The 15,170-nt window shown below is 70.0% G+C and carries 19 protein-coding genes and 1 other RNA gene; 15 read left to right on the forward strand and 5 right to left on the reverse strand.

Features of this window, described 5'->3' with window-relative positions:
* The first annotated feature begins 58 nt into the window (after positions 1 to 58).
* The 3 genes from ACGGCP_RS11220 to ACGGCP_RS11230 all read left to right on the forward strand — a co-directional run bounded on the left by ACGGCP_RS11220 (position 59) and on the right by ACGGCP_RS11230 (position 2,988).
* Positions 59 to 919, forward strand: a complete 861-nt coding sequence (locus ACGGCP_RS11220) for a GNAT family N-acetyltransferase (RefSeq protein WP_392964296.1) — start codon at positions 59 to 61, stop codon at positions 917 to 919.
* 156 nt (positions 920 to 1,075) lie between these two features.
* Positions 1,076 to 2,383, forward strand: a complete 1,308-nt coding sequence (locus ACGGCP_RS11225; protein WP_392964299.1) for an NAD(P)/FAD-dependent oxidoreductase — start codon at positions 1,076 to 1,078, stop codon at positions 2,381 to 2,383.
* A 50-nt stretch (positions 2,384 to 2,433) separates the two neighbouring features.
* Entirely contained in the window at positions 2,434 to 2,988 is a 555-nt protein-coding gene (locus ACGGCP_RS11230) for a GNAT family N-acetyltransferase (RefSeq protein ID WP_392964303.1), read from the forward strand.
* 45 nt (positions 2,989 to 3,033) lie between these two features.
* Here the strand turns inward: ACGGCP_RS11230 and ACGGCP_RS11235 are convergent, their stop codons facing one another.
* The 5 genes from ACGGCP_RS11235 to ACGGCP_RS11255 form a co-directional block, all read right to left on the reverse strand.
* Positions 3,034 to 3,639 carry a DivIVA domain-containing protein gene (locus tag ACGGCP_RS11235; protein ID WP_392964305.1) on the reverse strand — a complete coding sequence of 202 codons (606 nt, stop codon included), beginning with the start codon at positions 3,637 to 3,639 and terminating at the stop codon, positions 3,034 to 3,036.
* A 16-nt stretch (positions 3,640 to 3,655) separates the two neighbouring features.
* Positions 3,656 to 4,762 (reverse strand): globin domain-containing protein, encoded by a 1,107-nt coding sequence (locus ACGGCP_RS11240; protein ID WP_392964308.1) that lies wholly within the window; start codon positions 4,760 to 4,762, stop codon positions 3,656 to 3,658.
* 4 nt (positions 4,763 to 4,766) lie between these two features.
* Positions 4,767 to 5,147 (reverse strand): group 1 truncated hemoglobin, encoded by a 381-nt coding sequence (locus tag ACGGCP_RS11245; RefSeq protein WP_392964311.1) that lies wholly within the window; start codon positions 5,145 to 5,147, stop codon positions 4,767 to 4,769.
* Positions 5,148 to 5,835: 688 nt separating this feature from the next.
* On the reverse strand, positions 5,836 to 6,777 hold the full coding sequence (locus tag ACGGCP_RS11250; protein ID WP_392964314.1) for a DMT family transporter: 942 nt from the start codon (positions 6,775 to 6,777) through the stop codon (positions 5,836 to 5,838).
* Positions 6,777 to 7,514 carry a GntR family transcriptional regulator gene (locus ACGGCP_RS11255; RefSeq protein WP_392964316.1) on the reverse strand — a complete coding sequence of 246 codons (738 nt, stop codon included), beginning with the start codon at positions 7,512 to 7,514 and terminating at the stop codon, positions 6,777 to 6,779. Before ACGGCP_RS11255 ends, ACGGCP_RS11250 begins: the two co-directional genes overlap by 1 nt.
* A gap of 201 nt (positions 7,515 to 7,715) precedes the next feature.
* Between ACGGCP_RS11255 and ACGGCP_RS11260 the strand changes: the two genes are divergently transcribed.
* The 12 genes from ACGGCP_RS11260 to ACGGCP_RS11315 all read left to right on the forward strand — a co-directional run bounded on the left by ACGGCP_RS11260 (position 7,716) and on the right by ACGGCP_RS11315 (position 15,161).
* On the forward strand, positions 7,716 to 8,219 hold the full coding sequence (locus ACGGCP_RS11260; protein WP_392964318.1) for a hypothetical protein: 504 nt from the start codon (positions 7,716 to 7,718) through the stop codon (positions 8,217 to 8,219).
* A gap of 90 nt (positions 8,220 to 8,309) precedes the next feature.
* A complete protein-coding gene (locus ACGGCP_RS11265; protein ID WP_392964321.1) occupies positions 8,310 to 8,522 on the forward strand; it encodes a hypothetical protein in 213 nt (70 codons plus the stop codon).
* Between the two features lie 87 nt (positions 8,523 to 8,609).
* Entirely contained in the window at positions 8,610 to 8,981 is a 372-nt protein-coding gene (locus tag ACGGCP_RS11270) for a hypothetical protein (RefSeq protein WP_392964323.1), read from the forward strand.
* Positions 8,981 to 9,054: hammerhead ribozyme type II (locus ACGGCP_RS11275), an RNA gene on the forward strand. The genes ACGGCP_RS11270 and ACGGCP_RS11275 overlap by 1 nt, the downstream gene beginning before the upstream one ends.
* A 17-nt stretch (positions 9,055 to 9,071) precedes the next feature.
* Positions 9,072 to 9,263: a hypothetical protein gene (locus ACGGCP_RS11280; RefSeq protein WP_392964326.1), complete on the forward strand. Its 192-nt coding sequence runs from the start codon at positions 9,072 to 9,074 to the stop codon at positions 9,261 to 9,263.
* 53 nt (positions 9,264 to 9,316) lie between these two features.
* Positions 9,317 to 9,751 carry an RRQRL motif-containing zinc-binding protein gene (locus ACGGCP_RS11285; protein ID WP_392964328.1) on the forward strand — a complete coding sequence of 145 codons (435 nt, stop codon included), beginning with the start codon at positions 9,317 to 9,319 and terminating at the stop codon, positions 9,749 to 9,751.
* On the forward strand, positions 9,751 to 9,972 hold the full coding sequence (locus ACGGCP_RS11290) for a hypothetical protein (RefSeq protein ID WP_392964331.1): 222 nt from the start codon (positions 9,751 to 9,753) through the stop codon (positions 9,970 to 9,972). The genes ACGGCP_RS11285 and ACGGCP_RS11290 overlap by 1 nt, the downstream gene beginning before the upstream one ends.
* Positions 9,969 to 11,222 (forward strand): hypothetical protein, encoded by a 1,254-nt coding sequence (locus ACGGCP_RS11295; protein ID WP_392964334.1) that lies wholly within the window; start codon positions 9,969 to 9,971, stop codon positions 11,220 to 11,222. Before ACGGCP_RS11290 ends, ACGGCP_RS11295 begins: the two co-directional genes overlap by 4 nt.
* A 66-nt stretch (positions 11,223 to 11,288) precedes the next feature.
* Positions 11,289 to 12,380 carry a hypothetical protein gene (locus tag ACGGCP_RS11300; RefSeq protein ID WP_392964337.1) on the forward strand — a complete coding sequence of 364 codons (1,092 nt, stop codon included), beginning with the start codon at positions 11,289 to 11,291 and terminating at the stop codon, positions 12,378 to 12,380.
* A 61-nt stretch (positions 12,381 to 12,441) separates the two neighbouring features.
* Positions 12,442 to 14,478 carry a hypothetical protein gene (locus ACGGCP_RS11305; RefSeq protein WP_392964340.1) on the forward strand — a complete coding sequence of 679 codons (2,037 nt, stop codon included), beginning with the start codon at positions 12,442 to 12,444 and terminating at the stop codon, positions 14,476 to 14,478.
* Between the two features lie 29 nt (positions 14,479 to 14,507).
* On the forward strand, positions 14,508 to 14,714 hold the full coding sequence (locus tag ACGGCP_RS11310; protein ID WP_392964342.1) for a hypothetical protein: 207 nt from the start codon (positions 14,508 to 14,510) through the stop codon (positions 14,712 to 14,714).
* A gap of 249 nt (positions 14,715 to 14,963) precedes the next feature.
* Positions 14,964 to 15,161: a hypothetical protein gene (locus ACGGCP_RS11315; RefSeq protein ID WP_392964345.1), complete on the forward strand. Its 198-nt coding sequence runs from the start codon at positions 14,964 to 14,966 to the stop codon at positions 15,159 to 15,161.
* The last annotated feature ends 9 nt before the right edge of the window (positions 15,162 to 15,170 follow it).

A 15,170-nucleotide genomic window follows, 5' to 3' on the forward strand; every position in this document is an offset into this window, starting at 1 on the left:
GCGCCGGGACCGCGAAAACCGATTGCGCCGCACCGGCGCGGTCGTGTGTGATGCGTGCATGGAAACCGAACTGAATACCCCTGACAGCACCGCCGAAGCGATCGCGGCGCTGCGCGAATGGCAGTCCGACGACGCGCCGATGCAGCTCCACCCCGGCGACCTCGGCTGGTACCAGCAGCTCGGCGCCGAGAGGGCTGCCGCGGCAGTCCGCACCTGGAGCCGCGACGGCCGCATCCTCGCCGTCGGCATGCTCGACGGCCCCGACGTGCTGCGCGTGACGACCGCACCGGAGTACCTGCACGACCCCGACCTGGCGCGGCAGATGGCCGCCGACATCGGCGACCCCGGACGCGGCGTCCTCCCCGAAGGCGACGCCAACATCGAGATCCCGGACGGCGCGGCCCTGCGCGAACCGCTCGCGGCGGCCGGCTGGCAGGCGGACGAGGCCTGGACGCCCCTGTTCCGGAGCCTCGCCGACCCGGTCGAGGCCCACGGCCTGCGCATCGAAGTGGTCGGCCCCGAACAGGCCTCCCTCCGGGCCGAACTGCAGCGGGCCGCGTTCGAGGGCTCCCGCTTCGACGAGGAGCGCTGGCACGCCATGGCCTCCGGCCCGGCCTACGCGGACGCGCGCTGCCTCATCGGCTTCGACGACAAGGGCGACGCCGTCGCGCTCACCACCGTCTGGTCCGCCGGACCCGGCAGGCCCGGCGTCGTCGAGCCGATGGGCGTCCACGAGGACCACCGCGGACGCGGCCACGGCAAGGCCATCTGCCTCGCCGGGGCGGCCGCGCTGCGCGACATGGGCGCCTCCAGCGCGATCGTGGCCACGCCCCCCACCCTCACCGGAGCCGTCGCCACGTACAAGTCCGCCGGATTCCTGCCCCAGCCCGAGCGCATCGACCTCGCCCGGAAGGCCTGACCCGGGTTCCCCTCGCGCAGGGGAGGAGCCTCCCCCGCGCGAGGGAACCCGGAACCCTTGCGGCGCGCGCAGAATGAATCCGAGAGCGAGACCACCCGCCACCGTCAACGACGACAGTCCGATGTGAGCGATGGGTCCCGCCGATAGGAGTCAGCCATGCAACGCGTCGTCATCGTCGGAGCCGGATTCGCCGGGTACCACGCCGCCCGCAAGCTCGCAAAGGGCCTCAAGGGCCGCGCCGAGATCGTGCTCGTCAACCCCACCGACTACTCGCTCTACCTCCCGCTGCTGCCCGAAGTGGCCGCCGGAGTGCTCGACCCGCGCCGGATCGCCGTCTCGCTCACCGACACCCTGCCCGGCGTCCGCCTCGTCCTCGGCACCGTCGACCGCGTCGACACCGCCGCCCGCCGCGTCCACTACCGCGACCCCGAGGAGACCCCGGGCGACCTCGCCTACGACCGGCTCGTGCTCGCCGTCGGCAGCGTCAACAAGGTCCTCCCCATCCCCGGCGTCGCCGAGCACAGCCACGGCTTCCGCGGCATCCCCGAAGCGATCTACCTGCGCGACAAGATCATCCGCCAGATCGAACTCGCCGCCACCGCCGCGGACCCGGCCGAGCGCGCCGCCCGCTGCACCTTCGTCGTCGTCGGCGCGGGCTACACCGGCACCGAGGTCGCCGCCGCCGGGCAGCTCCTCACCAGGGCCCTCGCCCGCCGCCACCCGGCCCTGCGCGACCAGCCCGTGCGCTGGCTCCTGCTCGACCTCGCCCCGCGCGTCCTGCCCGAGCTCTCGCCGCGGCTGGCCGCCACCGCCGAACGGGTCCTGCGCCGCCGCGGCGTCGACGTGCGCCCCGGCACCTCGGTGAAGGAGGCGACGGCCGAAGGCGTCCTGCTCACCGACGGCGAGTTCGTGCCCACCCGCACGATCGTGTGGGGCGCGGGCGTGCGGCCCGACCCCGTCGCCGCCGGCATCGGGCTCGCCCACCTGCGCGGCCGCATCGAGACCGACGAGTTCCTCGCCGTGCCCGGCTACCCCGAGATCTTCGCGTGCGGCGACGCCGCCGCCGTGCCCGACCTGACCCGCCCCGGCGAGCTCTGCGCGATGACCGGCCAGCACGCCGAACGCCAGGGGAACGCGGTCGCGCGCAACGTCGCCGCCTCGCTCGGCCACGGGGCCGCCCGCCCCTACAAACACCACGACCTCGGCTTCGTCGTCGACCTCGGCGGCTGGCAGGCCGCCGCCAAACCCCTCGGCGTCCCGCTCTCGGGCCTGCCCGCCAAGGTCGTCACCCGCGGCTACCACCTGATGGCCATGCCCGCGAACCGGATCCGCACCGCCGTCGACTGGGCCCTGGACGCCCTCCTGCGACGCCAGAGCGTCCAGTTCGGGCTCGTCCGCTCGCCCGCCGTCCCGCTCGACTCGGCCGACCCCGAACTCCCGGCGCGCGACCTCGCCGCGCGATAGGCGGGGCACCCGAAAGTTCCGCGGCCCCGCGAAACCTTAATCTGATTCGCATGTTCAAGACTTCCCTGGGCGACGGCGCGGAACTGCGCCCCCTCACCCCCGACCTCGCCGAGGAGTTCATCGCGAACGTGGACCGGGGCCGCGAGTTCATCGGGCGGCACGTGGGGTTCGCCGACGCGGTCGCCGACCTCGACGCCGCGCGGCGCATCCTGGAGACCTACGCGGAGAAGGCCGCCGCCGACACCGGCCGCATCTGGGGCGTGTGGCTCGACGACGTCCTCGTCGGCGGCGTCCTCTTCCGCACCATGGACTTCAACATGGAGACCGCCGAAGCAGGCTGCTGGCTCGAACCCGCCGCCGTCGGCAAAGGCCTGGTCACCCGCGCGGTCACCGCGATCATCGACTGGGCGGTCGAGGTCCGCGGCATCCACCGCGTCGAGTGGCGCACCTCCACCCGCAACGCCCCCAGCATCGCCGTCGCCGAGCGCCTCGCCATGACCAGGGAGGGCGTCGCCCGCGACTCCTACATCCACCGCGGCGAACGCCTCGACATGGAGGTCTGGGCCGTCCTCGCCCCCGAATGGCGGGCCGCCCGCCGCCCCTGAGACCGCGAACGCGGCGTCCGGACGGACGCCGCGTTCAACTGCGGTTCAGGACTCCCGCTGGAGCTTCGCCACCTCCTGCTCGAGGTCCTGGCGGGTCAGGCGCAGCTGCTCCTCGGCGACCTCCACGGCCTCGAGGAAACTGCGGGCCCGGACCAGCTGCCTGATCCGGTCCTCGGCCTCCGCGTCGCGGCGGCCCTCGTTGGCCCGCCGGTACTCCGCGACCGCCCGGTCCGCCTCGTCCTTGGCGCGCGCCTGCGTCTGGCGCATGAGCTCGGAGGCCTGGGACCGCGCCTGGGCGATGATCTGGCGCGAGTAGTGCTGCGCCTGGTTCACGTAGCCCTCGGCCTGCTGCTGCGCCTGCGAGACCAGGTTGACGGCCGTCGAGGTCGGCGTCGTGGGGGCCGCCGCCTGCAGCCGGAGGGAGCTCTGCTGCGACTGCCAGGACCGCAGCGCCTCCTTCAGCTTCTCGGCGTCGATCCGCAGCGCGGCCTCGCGCTGGTCGCGGCTGGCGAGCTCGTCGGCCACGAGCTCCAGGAAGCGGTGGACCTCGTCGGGCTGGTAGCCGCGCCGGGTCAGGCTCGTCATCGAGAACCTGGCGTTGTTGACCTGCCCGACGGTGACCTTCACCTCGCGCGAACGGTAGCTGTACATGCTGGAACGTCCTCTCTCACGCGCCCGAGGGCTCGAAGTGGATGGCCTCCGCCGGGACGCCGGCGCCGGCCAGGTGCTTCCTGCTCGCCTCCACCATCCCGGGCGGCCCGCACAGGTACACGTCGGCGCCCGAGCAGCGCCCCTGCGCCACAGCCAGGTCCGCTGGAGCGCCCACGCGGGCTCCGGCGCCGAACAGGTCCTCGTCGACGCACGGCACGACCTCGAGCCAGTCGTACCGGGCCGCGAGGGCCCGCAGCTGGTCGAGGCAGTACAGGCCCGCCGGGTTCCGGGCGCCCCAGTACAGGCTGGTCGGCCGGGGCGCGGCGGCCACCTGCTCGACGAGGGCCTTCATGGGGGCGACACCGGTGCCGCCCGCGATCATGGCGATCCGGCCCGAGCCGGGGCGCAAGGTGAGCGCGGTGCCGGTGGCCGGTCCGACCCGGAGGGTGTCGCCGGGACGGAGCAGGGAGACGAGCGCGGTCGAGACCTCGCCGCCGTCGATCGCGCGGACGTGCAGCTCGACGGTGCCGTCGGTGCGGGGCGCGTTCGCGGGGGAGTACTGCCGCCAGGCCCGGGGACGCAGGCTCGTGCACAGTGAGACCGATTGGCCCGGAAGGTAGTCGAGCCGCGTGCCGGGGTCGATGGTGATGACGGCGGTCTCGAGGTCGCGGCGGTCGTGGGCGACGACTTCGGCGTCCCACCAGGCCGGCGCGTAGTGGGCCGCGGCGTCGGCGGCGTCTGCCATGGTCGCGGCTACCAGCTCGTAGGCCGCCGTCCAGTCCGCGGCGATCGCGGGCGTCCAGTGCGGGCCGCTGAAGTGCTCGAGCGTCGCCAGGAGCGCCGCGCCGACGGCGGGGTAGTGGCCCCGCAGCGCCCCGAACTTGCGGTGGTCGCGGCCGAGCGCCTGGAGGGTGGGGACGACCGCGTCGATGGTGTCGACGTTGCTGACCACGGCGCCCAGCGCGGTCACGAGCTTGTCGCGCTGCGCGGCCATGTTCATGGGGAACAGGTCGCGCGTCTCGGGGTGGGTGAGGAACAGGGTCGAGTAGAAGTACAGCGGGACCTGGTTGCCGTGGGCGGCGACCAGGCTCCAGTTCTTCTTCAACCGGTCGGCGTCGATCATGCGCCTAGTCGGCGCCGATGACGTCGGGTGCGACCGATTCGAGGACCTGGCCGACGTGGTCGATGATGTCGCGGGGGACCTCGAGCTCCTCGAGGACCGCGGTGAGGTGCGCGCCGACCGCCTTGTACTGGCCGACGGAGATGTCCATGGCCTTGTGGGCCTCGGCGAGCTCGCGCCCGGCGTAGCTCTTGGGGCCGTCGAGGACCTGCGAGATCAGGGCGACCTGGTGGCGCTTGAGGACGGCCAGGTCGGTGCCGGTGAAGAACCCGGCCAGCTCGTCGTCGGCGAGGAGGCGGCGGTAGAAGCGCTCCACGGCCTCGGTGACGGCGGGGGCGCCGCCTATGCGGTCATATGCGGACATGCCCTGCTCATCGGCTGCATTCATGGTCACTCATCCTTAAACGTGATGCCTGATACGCGCCAGAGCCTACCGACGATCACCCGCAAGGTCCATAGTGCTGCTCATGTTTCCGCTTGCCGTTGTTGCGATAGTAAATCGTAAGTGGACGATTACCGTTCGCATCGTGCGCGACTTGTCACGGAGGGAAGACGACGAAGAAGGCCCGGAGGAATTCCTCCGGGCCTTCTTCGTATCGGTGGTCGATACTGGGATCGAACCAGTGACCCCTCGCGTGTGAATCCATTCCAGCCCTGAATCGGTCCACGTTGTCGGCACATGGTTCATATCTGACCTGCACCTACGTGTCCCGTAGCGTCCGCTGAAGTCCAGAGCGGTGCGCGACCTATGGCCCCGGAATTGGCCCCAGCTTGGTTTCTGGGAGGGGCTGAAACACGGGGAGTCTCGATGGGGGCGTTCGGAAGCCTGAACCCTTTTGAACCCTTTCGCGACAAGGCTCTGACCTGGTCATATATCGGTAAAGGGTTCAAGGGGTTCAAAGTTTCAAGATTGGGCGTACAACAGAACCCCCCCTCTCTCTTGTTGAGGTTCTACAAGAGGGAAGGGGGTTGAACCCTCTTTTCTTGCCCCCCAGGGGAATTGGGGGGTATACCCACATAGGGAAACCCGCTGAAAGTCGCTCTACGTGGCTCTCAGCGGGTTGCGTTTTCCCAGCTCACGGGCTTATTTGCCCTCCTGTTTCAGCTTCGCCCTGACCTCGCGGTGAGCTTGCCACGGGCGGCTTCTCATCGCTCTTCCGGAGCGCAGCGGCGAGCAGGACAACGGCCATACCTATGAGGACTTGGAGCTCAAGTCGTTCACCGAGAACGAGAGCGCCGAGAAGCACGGAGACGACGGGAAGCAGGTAAACGACGACGGACGCGGCGGTCGGTCCGTCGTCGGTGATGATTCGGTAGTTCAGCAGGTACGCAAGGCCGGTGCCGAGGACACCGAGGATGAGCACGGCGACGACGGGACCGACCTCCCACCGGGGGACAGGCCAACCGAGAATCGGGATGAGAGCGAAACTCAGCGCGGTGGCGCAGATGAGTTGCCCTGCGGCCATTCGCAACACACCGAGATCGCGCTTTACGAGGAAGTGCCCAATGTACACGTAGCTGACGCCGTAGGACGCCGCCGCAGCAAGACACGCGAGGCCGCCCCAACTTGCAATGTCGGCCCCAAGATTCCACGGCGAGAAGATGAGCACCACGCCGACGGAACCCAGGACAAGGCTCCACGCGTTCAGCCGGGCGGACCTCCCGCTTCGATACGCCAGCACGGTGAACAAAACGGTCCATAGGGGAGTTGAAGCGTTGATGACCCCGGCTGCGGCCGATGACACGGTCTGCTCTCCGATACCGAACAGCAGGTACGGGATTGTGTTGCCGAAGAGGGCGGCTATCAGCAGATGACCCCAGGTGTTCCGGTCTGAGGGCAGTCCGAGACCCTGCAACCGCAGGATCGCAACGAGTGCTGCGGCTCCAAGTGCCATCCTCAGTCCTGTGATCTGGATCGGTGAGAACCCGCCAAGGCCGATCTTGATCCAGAGAAAGCCGGAGCCCCACAGGGCCGCCAAGGCGGCTACCCGCAGGGCCCCCGAGTAGCGACTTGCCACTAGTCCTCGATCCGAATGCGGTAGTCGAGTCCGTTGATGTCGGCTCTCATCGTGAAGTGGGTGACCTCAAACGGCTGGTCATCCTGGTCGATCCCGGTGTGAACCACGTCGATGACCGGAACTCCGGCGGGGATCTTCAGGCCCTTGGTCTCCTCGGGAGTCGGCATCCGGGATGAGATCTCCTCCCGGATCGCGGTGATGCGGTGCCCTCGGTCCTCGAAGCGGCCGTACAGGCTGCCCTTGCCCATGTTGGGCGAGTCGGCGAGCACGGTTCCCTCCGCGATCTCCCAAGGGATGTAGGTGATGCCGATCTGGACTGGCTCCTCATCGGCGTAGTACCAGTTCTCTCTGCGAACGACGAAGTCGTTCTCGGGGGTGAGACCGAGTCGGCTCGCGATGTCAGCAGGCGGCCGGATCTTCGTGATGGAGGGGCAGTTGACCCTCGGGGTCTTCCCTTGTTTCTCAACCTCGGCGCGGAACGGCGACTTCCCGGTCTCCTCTCGAAGCTGGTTCGAGTAGCGCTCGGCGCCGAGCCTGAGCAGCCGCCGAGGTCCCCGGACTGTTGGGCGGGCTCGGTCCCGGTTGTCGATCAGGCCCTCGGCGATAAGGATCTTGACCGCCTCGGCCGCCGTGTTGCGGGCGACGTCGTACCGCTTCACCAGCTCCCTCTGCGACGGCAGCTTCTGGCCAGGCTCGTAGACGCCGTTGATGATGTCGTCCCGGAGCTCGTTCGCCATCCGGTGCCGTGGCGCGAGCTTCGTGGGCTCTTCGGGTCCGGTCGCTTCGGGGCCGGAGGTCTGGTTGGTCATCCGTTTCACCTCGTTAATCAGTGTATCTCAACTGGCTTGGGCCAGATACTTGCGCAGGCCGAATCATCCATGCTATAACTGGCTTAAGCCAGATCTGGCCTAGGCCAGATTTACTACATGGAGGCACGCATGGAATTCAACGGCTCGAACCCGGTGGCGTCGGTGGCGGCGCGTCTCTGCCGCTCGCTGCATGACCACACGCCGTCCTGGGAGGACGTGGCGTGCCCGGAGTGCTGGGAGACGGCGCTGATCGCTGACAAGGAAGCCGCTGCCGAGGCGGGGCTTCCGGAGGTGTGCGAGGCGGACCCGGACCTGGTCGATGAGGTCGCGGTTGAGCGCGCGGTGGCCGGCAAGGCGGTCGAGCTGACCGTGGCCGAGTGGCAGGCCGCGAAGCTTGCGCTCATGCAGCGCCGCCAGGTCGGTCTCTGTCACGCCCGATACCTGCTCTCCCGCACGGTGACCGTGGTTGACGCCCTGGGATCGCCGCTGGACCCGCGTCTCCTCGGCCAGGTCTCCGGAGCTCGCTCGTTCAGCCCGGCCCGCGTCGTCACGCTCGCCGCCCGCACTCGCGCCCGCCGCCAGGCCTCCCGCCGCGAGGCGTTCACTGCCGGGCTGGTCCCGCAGGCCGCTTGAGGGCGAAACCCAGGCCCCTGGGCCTGTGGTCCGGGTGAGGGCGGCTCCCTCCCCGCTGATGAGCCAAGCCGAACCGAAAGCAGGAAGCCCATGCAGCGCAACTTCTTCGTCTCCTACGCCCGCGTCAGCCAGAACGGTGGTGGGTTCGGGTTCTCCTCCCTGACCCTTTCCCAGAACAGCCCGATGACCGCTGAGGCGTTCAACGGCCTCATCACCCTGCTCAAGGAGCAGAACCCCGGCTGGGACTGCATCGTCCTGTCCTTCCACGAGCTGGAAACGACCGAAGCACCCGCAAGCGTCTAGGCGAAACCCGGCCTTCGGGCCGTGGTCCGGGACCAGGTGGCACCTGACCCGCTGACGAGCCAAGCCACACCCACCCAAGGAGGACCGATGAGCCCCGAGGAACGCGCCGAGGCCCTGGAGCAGGCCCGCGACCTGATCGCCTGGTTGGAGTCCAACCCCGACATCCCCTTCGACAACATCGAGGTCCGCTACAGCGTCCACGGCGAGAGCGACGAGGCCGAACTTGCCGAGCTGGCCTCGATCAGTGCCGCGGCCGGCATCGCGATCACCGGAACTTTTGGCGGCGCGCCGCAGGACGGCGATCACCAGTACGTGCGCCGTGGGGGCCGCTACGAGCCCGTCTACTACCAGGCCGTCGCGATCCCCAGCGAGTACATGGCCCGCCACGACGCCCTCTACTCCTACCGCGACTGCGTCGAGCCCGAGACCAACAAGACCGTGCTCGCGACCGCTGCGTGAGGCGAAACCCGGGCCTTCGGGTCCGTGGTCCGCCGGTGGATGGCTTCCCCGGCGCTGATGAGCCAAGCCGAACGAATCGAGGAGACGCGGATGAGCAACGGACGCAAGCACATGACCCGCCAGGAGCGCCGCGAGGCGGACCGCCGGTACACGGAGGCGCGTGACCGCCTCAACGCCTACACGCCCGAGGGCGGTGCGGAAGACGACGAGTTCCTGCGGCTCAATGCGGCCGTGATCGAGGCCGAGCAGTCGGCCGGGCTGTGGGCGAAGCTCCGCAGCTGAGGCGAAACGCAGGCGCAGCCTGCGTCCGGTGCCGGGTGGCTCCCGGCCCGCTGATGAGCCAAGCCAGATCAGATCGAAGGGAGGTACAGCCGGTGTATCGAGTCGAGTTCGATGACCCGGAGGGCGAGCGGCACGGCGGGTTGCCGACGTTCAACTTCCGCCACGCCCCCAAGGGCCTTGCCACGCGCCGCCAGCTCGCGGCTGAGGGCAAGACACCGGGTCGCCAGCCGATCGCGGCGCAGATCCTGTGGCGGCGCGGCTCCCGCGTCCGCTGCGCCTACCTCTACCGCACCGACTTGGCCCGTCCGAAGCGCCCGGCGACGGACGCGCAGTTGGCCGCGCTGCTGAAAGCGCATGTGGCGCAGTGCATCTGTCCCACCTGCGGGCGCGAGTTCGGCTACTACATCCCGCGCCGCTTCGGCGAGTGCACCGACTGCCACAACACCCCCGCCGCCGAGCGGGCCGAGGCGTGGACGGAGGCGGCCTGATGGAGACCATTGCCGCTCGCTTCCCGGCCTACGCCGCCTTGACCGATGACCAGCTCCTCGAACTGATCGAGGAAACCGGGATCGCCCTTGCCGAGTCCGCCCGCGGCGCCCACGAGCGCGCCGTCTTCCGCATGGACACCGTCGCCATGCGTCTGGGCATCGCCGAGGAGATCGAACCCCTTGCCGCCTACCTCGTGGGCGAGAACGGAGACCTGTCATGAGCACCAACCTGATCGGGCCCGACGAGCCTGGGAACGAGTGGGCGGCGATCGAGGCCGCGGTCCTGGCCGCCTCCGGCATCGAACCGAACCCCGCCCCTGCGGACGTCCCGGCGCCCGCCGCCGTGGACGAGTCCGAGGCCGATGTGGACCCCGAGGCCGACTCGTACCTGTGGCCGTCCGTGGTGGATGCCAAGGGCCGCAACACTGGCGAGTTGGCCCGGCCCAACCCTGAGGCGGCGCGCGCGGCGATGCGCCGCGCTGCGGCCGTCTCGGCGGCCGACATCCAGGCCCTGGCCGGGGCGATCTCCGAGCCCGAGGCGCGCGACATCATCGCGCAGGCTGCCGGACAGCGCTCGGTCGAGCGGGAGCTGGGCGCGGGGGTGGCGAAGCTGCGGGCGCAGCTGGCGGCCGAGGGCGCCCGCCGCCAGGCCGAGCACGAGGCGCGCATGGCCGAGGCGCGCCGCCGCCGTGAGAACCGCGCCGCAGCGGCCCTGGAGCGCCGCGACCGCGCTCTCGACCCGACCACCCGCGTCGTGCGCCTTGCCGCCGCCGAGCGGTGGGTGCCGTGGATCGCGACGCTGCCGGCGTTCCTGGCCGCCGGGCTCGGCGCGGTCAACGTCGGCGTGAGCCTCGACGTGCTCTCCCCGGGCACGCAGCTCATCAACTGGATGGTGGAGCCGCTACTGACGCTGCCGGTTGTGGCGATCTTGATCGCGCAGATCCTCGGCGCGGTTGGCGAAGGCGACGCCAACCCGTACCGCCGACTGGAGCGGTGCCTGGTCTTCGTGGCCCTGGTGCTCAACGTCGGCCTGCACATCGCCGTCGACGGGCTCACCCCTGCCGCGTTCGTGTGGGCGATCGTCCCGGCCGGGCTCGCGATCTCCGCGAACCTGGTGCCGCGCTTGATCGGCCACACCCGCCAGGCCCTCACCGCCGCCTCCGCCGAGCCGATCACGGACGTAGCGCCGCAGGCGTTCCGGGTGGCCGCCGGGAACCGAGTCCAGGTGGACTCAGACTGGACCGCGCCTGGACCGTCGCAGGTCAGCACGGGTGACGCGGGTGAGTCCAGGTCGGACGCCGAAGTCCTCGCCGACCTCGCCGAAGCCGTCCGCAACCGCACGATCGACCCCGGCACCGGCCGCCCGATCGACCCCAAAAGCGCCGAGTCCATCCGCCGCACGATCGGCATCGCCAAGGCGCGCGCCCGGTGCGCCCGTGACCAGTACGCCTCGATCGAGGCGACCGAATAGCCCACCTCTGGCGGGGGCCGGGCCTGCTGCTCGCCCGGTCCCCGCCGCCACCGATTGGAGAAGCGCATGCCGAAGAAGGGGCTGTGGACCGGGTTTTGGTCCGAGACCGGCTACAAGGTCGCGCGCAAGCAAAAGCAGAGCCTGCAGAACTGGTTCACCCACCACCCAACGACGTTCCTGCTCGCCTGGGGCACCAAGGGCCTGGTGTGGAACCTCCCCAAGGTCACCGGCAAGGCCGCCTGGAAGGGCGGGCGGCACCTGCTGGGCAAGACCACCAAGACCAAGACCCTCAAGGCCGCTCGCGAGAGCGTCACCGTCATCACCAACGCCGACAAGGGAACCGGCGGCACCGCGCAGGTCAGCTACGGCGGCAACGTCGTCACGTTGATCCCCAACGGCGCCGCCCGACCCGCTCACATGAAGGGACCGCTCATGCAGACCGGAAAGCAGATGCTCGGCTCCACGCCCATGGGCAAGCTGTTCGTCGCCCTCGCCGCCGAGCTGGAGTACTTCACGCCCGCCCGCGACAAGGAAGCGACCTCGACGCTCAACCTGCTCACCGACGCCCACCAGGCGTTCGGGCGCCTGGCGGGCGGGGTCGACATGTTCGCCGATGTCGTCTTCGCCTGCGGCATGCACTCGCGCGTCGTCCACCACCTCTACCAGGCCGTCGAAGACGCCGAGACGATCAGCGAGCGGATGCGCCAGGCTCGCCGCCTGGTCGAGACCATCTACGGCGACCGCATCATGCAAGAAGAGTCCAGCGTCGGTGTCGTCAACGCCCTGCCCGCCATCGCAGGCGGCGAAGAGACCACCGGCCTGGTCCCGCTCGCGACCAAGCTCGCCGCCTACTACATGGCGTTCGAGCCGCGCGTCGACGAGGAAGCGACCTCGATTCTCGAGGTCGTCAAGGTGAGCCAGGCCGGGTGGGCCGTGGTCGGTGAGGCCGCCACGGCCCTCGCCGAACGCCTAAGCGCCTTCGCAGTCGACCGGCGCGTGCGCGTCAAGGTCGCCTCGGGCGCCGACTCAGCGGTCGGTACCTCCGCTGCGTTCGGGGCCGCCCGCCGGTCCCTGACGAGCCTGTACCGCGCGCAGATGGCCCAGGAGGCCACCGGCACCGCCACCATCCTGACCATCCCGCTGGGCCGCGCCGCCTAGCACCGCCTGCTGGAGCGGCGGCACTCGCCGCTCCAGCACCACCCTTGAGAGGACGATTCCCATGGGCTCCAACACCAATGCCAAGCACGTCGGCCACGTGGTCATGCAGACCGGGCGCGGCGCGGTCAAGGCCACCGAGTTCACCGTGCACCACTGGCGGGGACTCCTGCCGGTCCTGTGCATCGGCGCGGCGATGGTCTTCGCGGGCGGCTCCAGCCTCTTCGCATGGCTCTACGGCCCCTGGGCGTGGGCCTGGACGAGCGCGATCGGCATCGTGCTGTTCATCTGGGCGGACGGGTGGGTCGGAACGCTCCAGCGGCCCGCACGCGCCCCCGGCGTCGCCTTCCTGCTGTTCACCACCGCAGCCTCGGTCGTCCTTATCCTTGCCGGGGCCTACATCGAGGCGTACATGGTCGTCGGCGTCGCCGGGCTCGTCCTCGGTACGTGGTGGTGGAACGGGCAGGCCTACCAGGGCCACAAGGCCGTCAAGCGCGCCGAGCGGCGCATGGAGACCGTCCTTGCCAAACTCGGGATCTCGGCCGGCACCCGGATCACCTCCACGCGCATCCTCCCCGACGGGTCGCGTGAGTGGCGGCTCTACCTGGGCGACGAGGACCGGCCCGACCAGATCAAGGCCGAGGACGTCGCCCACATGCTCAAGACCAACCTCGACCGCGTCGTGGTCCGCCGGGTCGAGAAGGGCTCCTCGCGGTCGGTCAAGATCGTCCACCTCGCCAAGTCGCCCGACCAGATCGCCGAGAAGGTACACCCAGCCCTCAAGGCCACCAACCGCGCCGCAGGCGGGACCTGGGAGCCCGGCAAGCGCTCGGTCCTCAACGGCCTGCCGACCGGGTCCGTCCTGGGGTCGGCCGCCGAAGCGGTCATGAAGCTGTACAACGCCTCCCAGGACGCCCGCTGTGTGATGCTGCTGGGCAAGTCCGGCATGGGCAAGACCAACACCGCCACGGCCGCCCTGCTGTCCCTCATCGCCTGCAAGGACGCCGTCGTCGGAGTCTGCGACATCCCCAAGGCCGGAAACCTGGGCCTGCCGTTCGCCCCTGTGCTGCACCGGATCGCCCGGACCGCTGACGAGCTGGAGGCCGACCTGGTCGGGCTGTACAACCTTGCCTCGGACCGGTGCGCTCGCCTGGCGCGCGGCGAAGTCCACACCGCCGAGGGCAAGCGGGCCCGCAACTGGGTGCCCTCGCCGACCTCCCCGGCTGTCGTCTACTTCCTCGACGAGCTCGCCAACACCATGCTGGCGATCGGCGCGAAGAACGCCGACCAGGCCGAGCGGATCTGGGACCTGCTCATCGGGCTGGGCCAGTTCGTCCGCCAGGCCGGGATCGTGCTCGTGCCGATGTCGCAGACCGCCAAGCTCCAGATGATCCGCCCCGACTTCACGAGCCAGATGGGCACCTACGTCGTCCACCAGCTCAAGAAACTCGCCGACGGCGGCGACATCTGGCAGGGCCTTGACGTCAACTACCTGGAGGCGGGACTGCCGAAGGTCGGCATGAACCTGCTGGGTGATCTCGACGGAGGCGACCCGGTCAAGACCATGTCTTACGACATGGACTCCCAGATCGCCGACGAGGCCGAATGGAACCGCGCTGTCGCTGACTACATCGGTCACCGCCCCCACCTCCACCACGTCGAAGTCGGCACGCTCGGCTGGGGCAACGCCCTCTGCGGCACCAACACCGCCGAGACGGCCGTCGCCGTCGCCGGACAGCACCCGGCCGCTCTCGCGCCTGCCGCGCCGCTGGCGACCGATGAGCGCGGCATGGACGCCGCCGCCCTGCTCGCCGACGCGATCGAGGACGACCAGATGCCCGCCGGGGCCGGGATCATCACCGGCGCCGACCCGGTCGACGGCGACGACGAGCGCCAGGCCGCCGTCCTGGCCGCGCTCGTTCAGGCCGCCGCGAAGGGCCTCTCGCGCGCCGACATCGAGCGCACCGCCTCCCTGTCCACCTCGACCGCCAAGCGCGTCCTGGGCGCCCTCCAGACCGGCCAGAGCCCCCGCGTCCGCCGTGAGGGCTCAGGCCGCGCCACCCGCTACTACCTGGCCGACGACCAGCTCGTCTCGGCCTGAACCGCACCACAACCCGAAGGGACACCACGGTGAAGAAGAAGCCCGGCGACCGCTACCAGATCGACCACAACCCGCTGGAGGGCTACACCCTCGACGAGCTCGTGACCGTCGCGCTTGGCCGCGCCAAGGACCACGCCGAGCTAGGGGAGGAGACCGAGTCGACCGCTTGGGCGGCGATCGCCCAAGCCGCAGCGACCTTCCACCTGTCGCAAACCCTCGCCAACCTGCGCGAGTAGCAGCGGCTCACCAGCCGATCCTTTCGGCTCAACCGAAGAGATTAATACCCGATAGTCCGATTTATCGGCCCAGTTTTCGGCTCACGGCCCTGGGCTGCGGCTCACGCTGCGGCCGAAGCGCGCCCGATTCATGCCTGGGAATCCGGTTTACGGCTCATCGTGAGCCGCAAACCGACCCCCCATAGGGGGCAGGCGACCCGGGTGAGCCGCAACCGTACCCGCCAACCACGCACGCAAGGAGTACCAGCGATGCCCGAGAACGACGACACGACGCCCGAGCCCTGCCGCGAGTGCGGCAAGAGCCCCTGCGCCTACTGCCACGACTGCGGCGGTGAGTACGGCCGCGGCGGGCCCTACGCCTGCGTCTGCGGCGACGACTACGAGTGCTGCGTCGACGGCGATTGCTACGACTGCCTGCGCGCCGCTGGCCTCGCCGACGACTACTAGCCACCACGG

Origin of the sequence: Glycomyces sp. NPDC048151 (assembly GCF_043202775.1) — a bacterium.
Lineage (GTDB): Bacteria > Actinomycetota > Actinomycetes > Mycobacteriales > Micromonosporaceae > Glycomyces.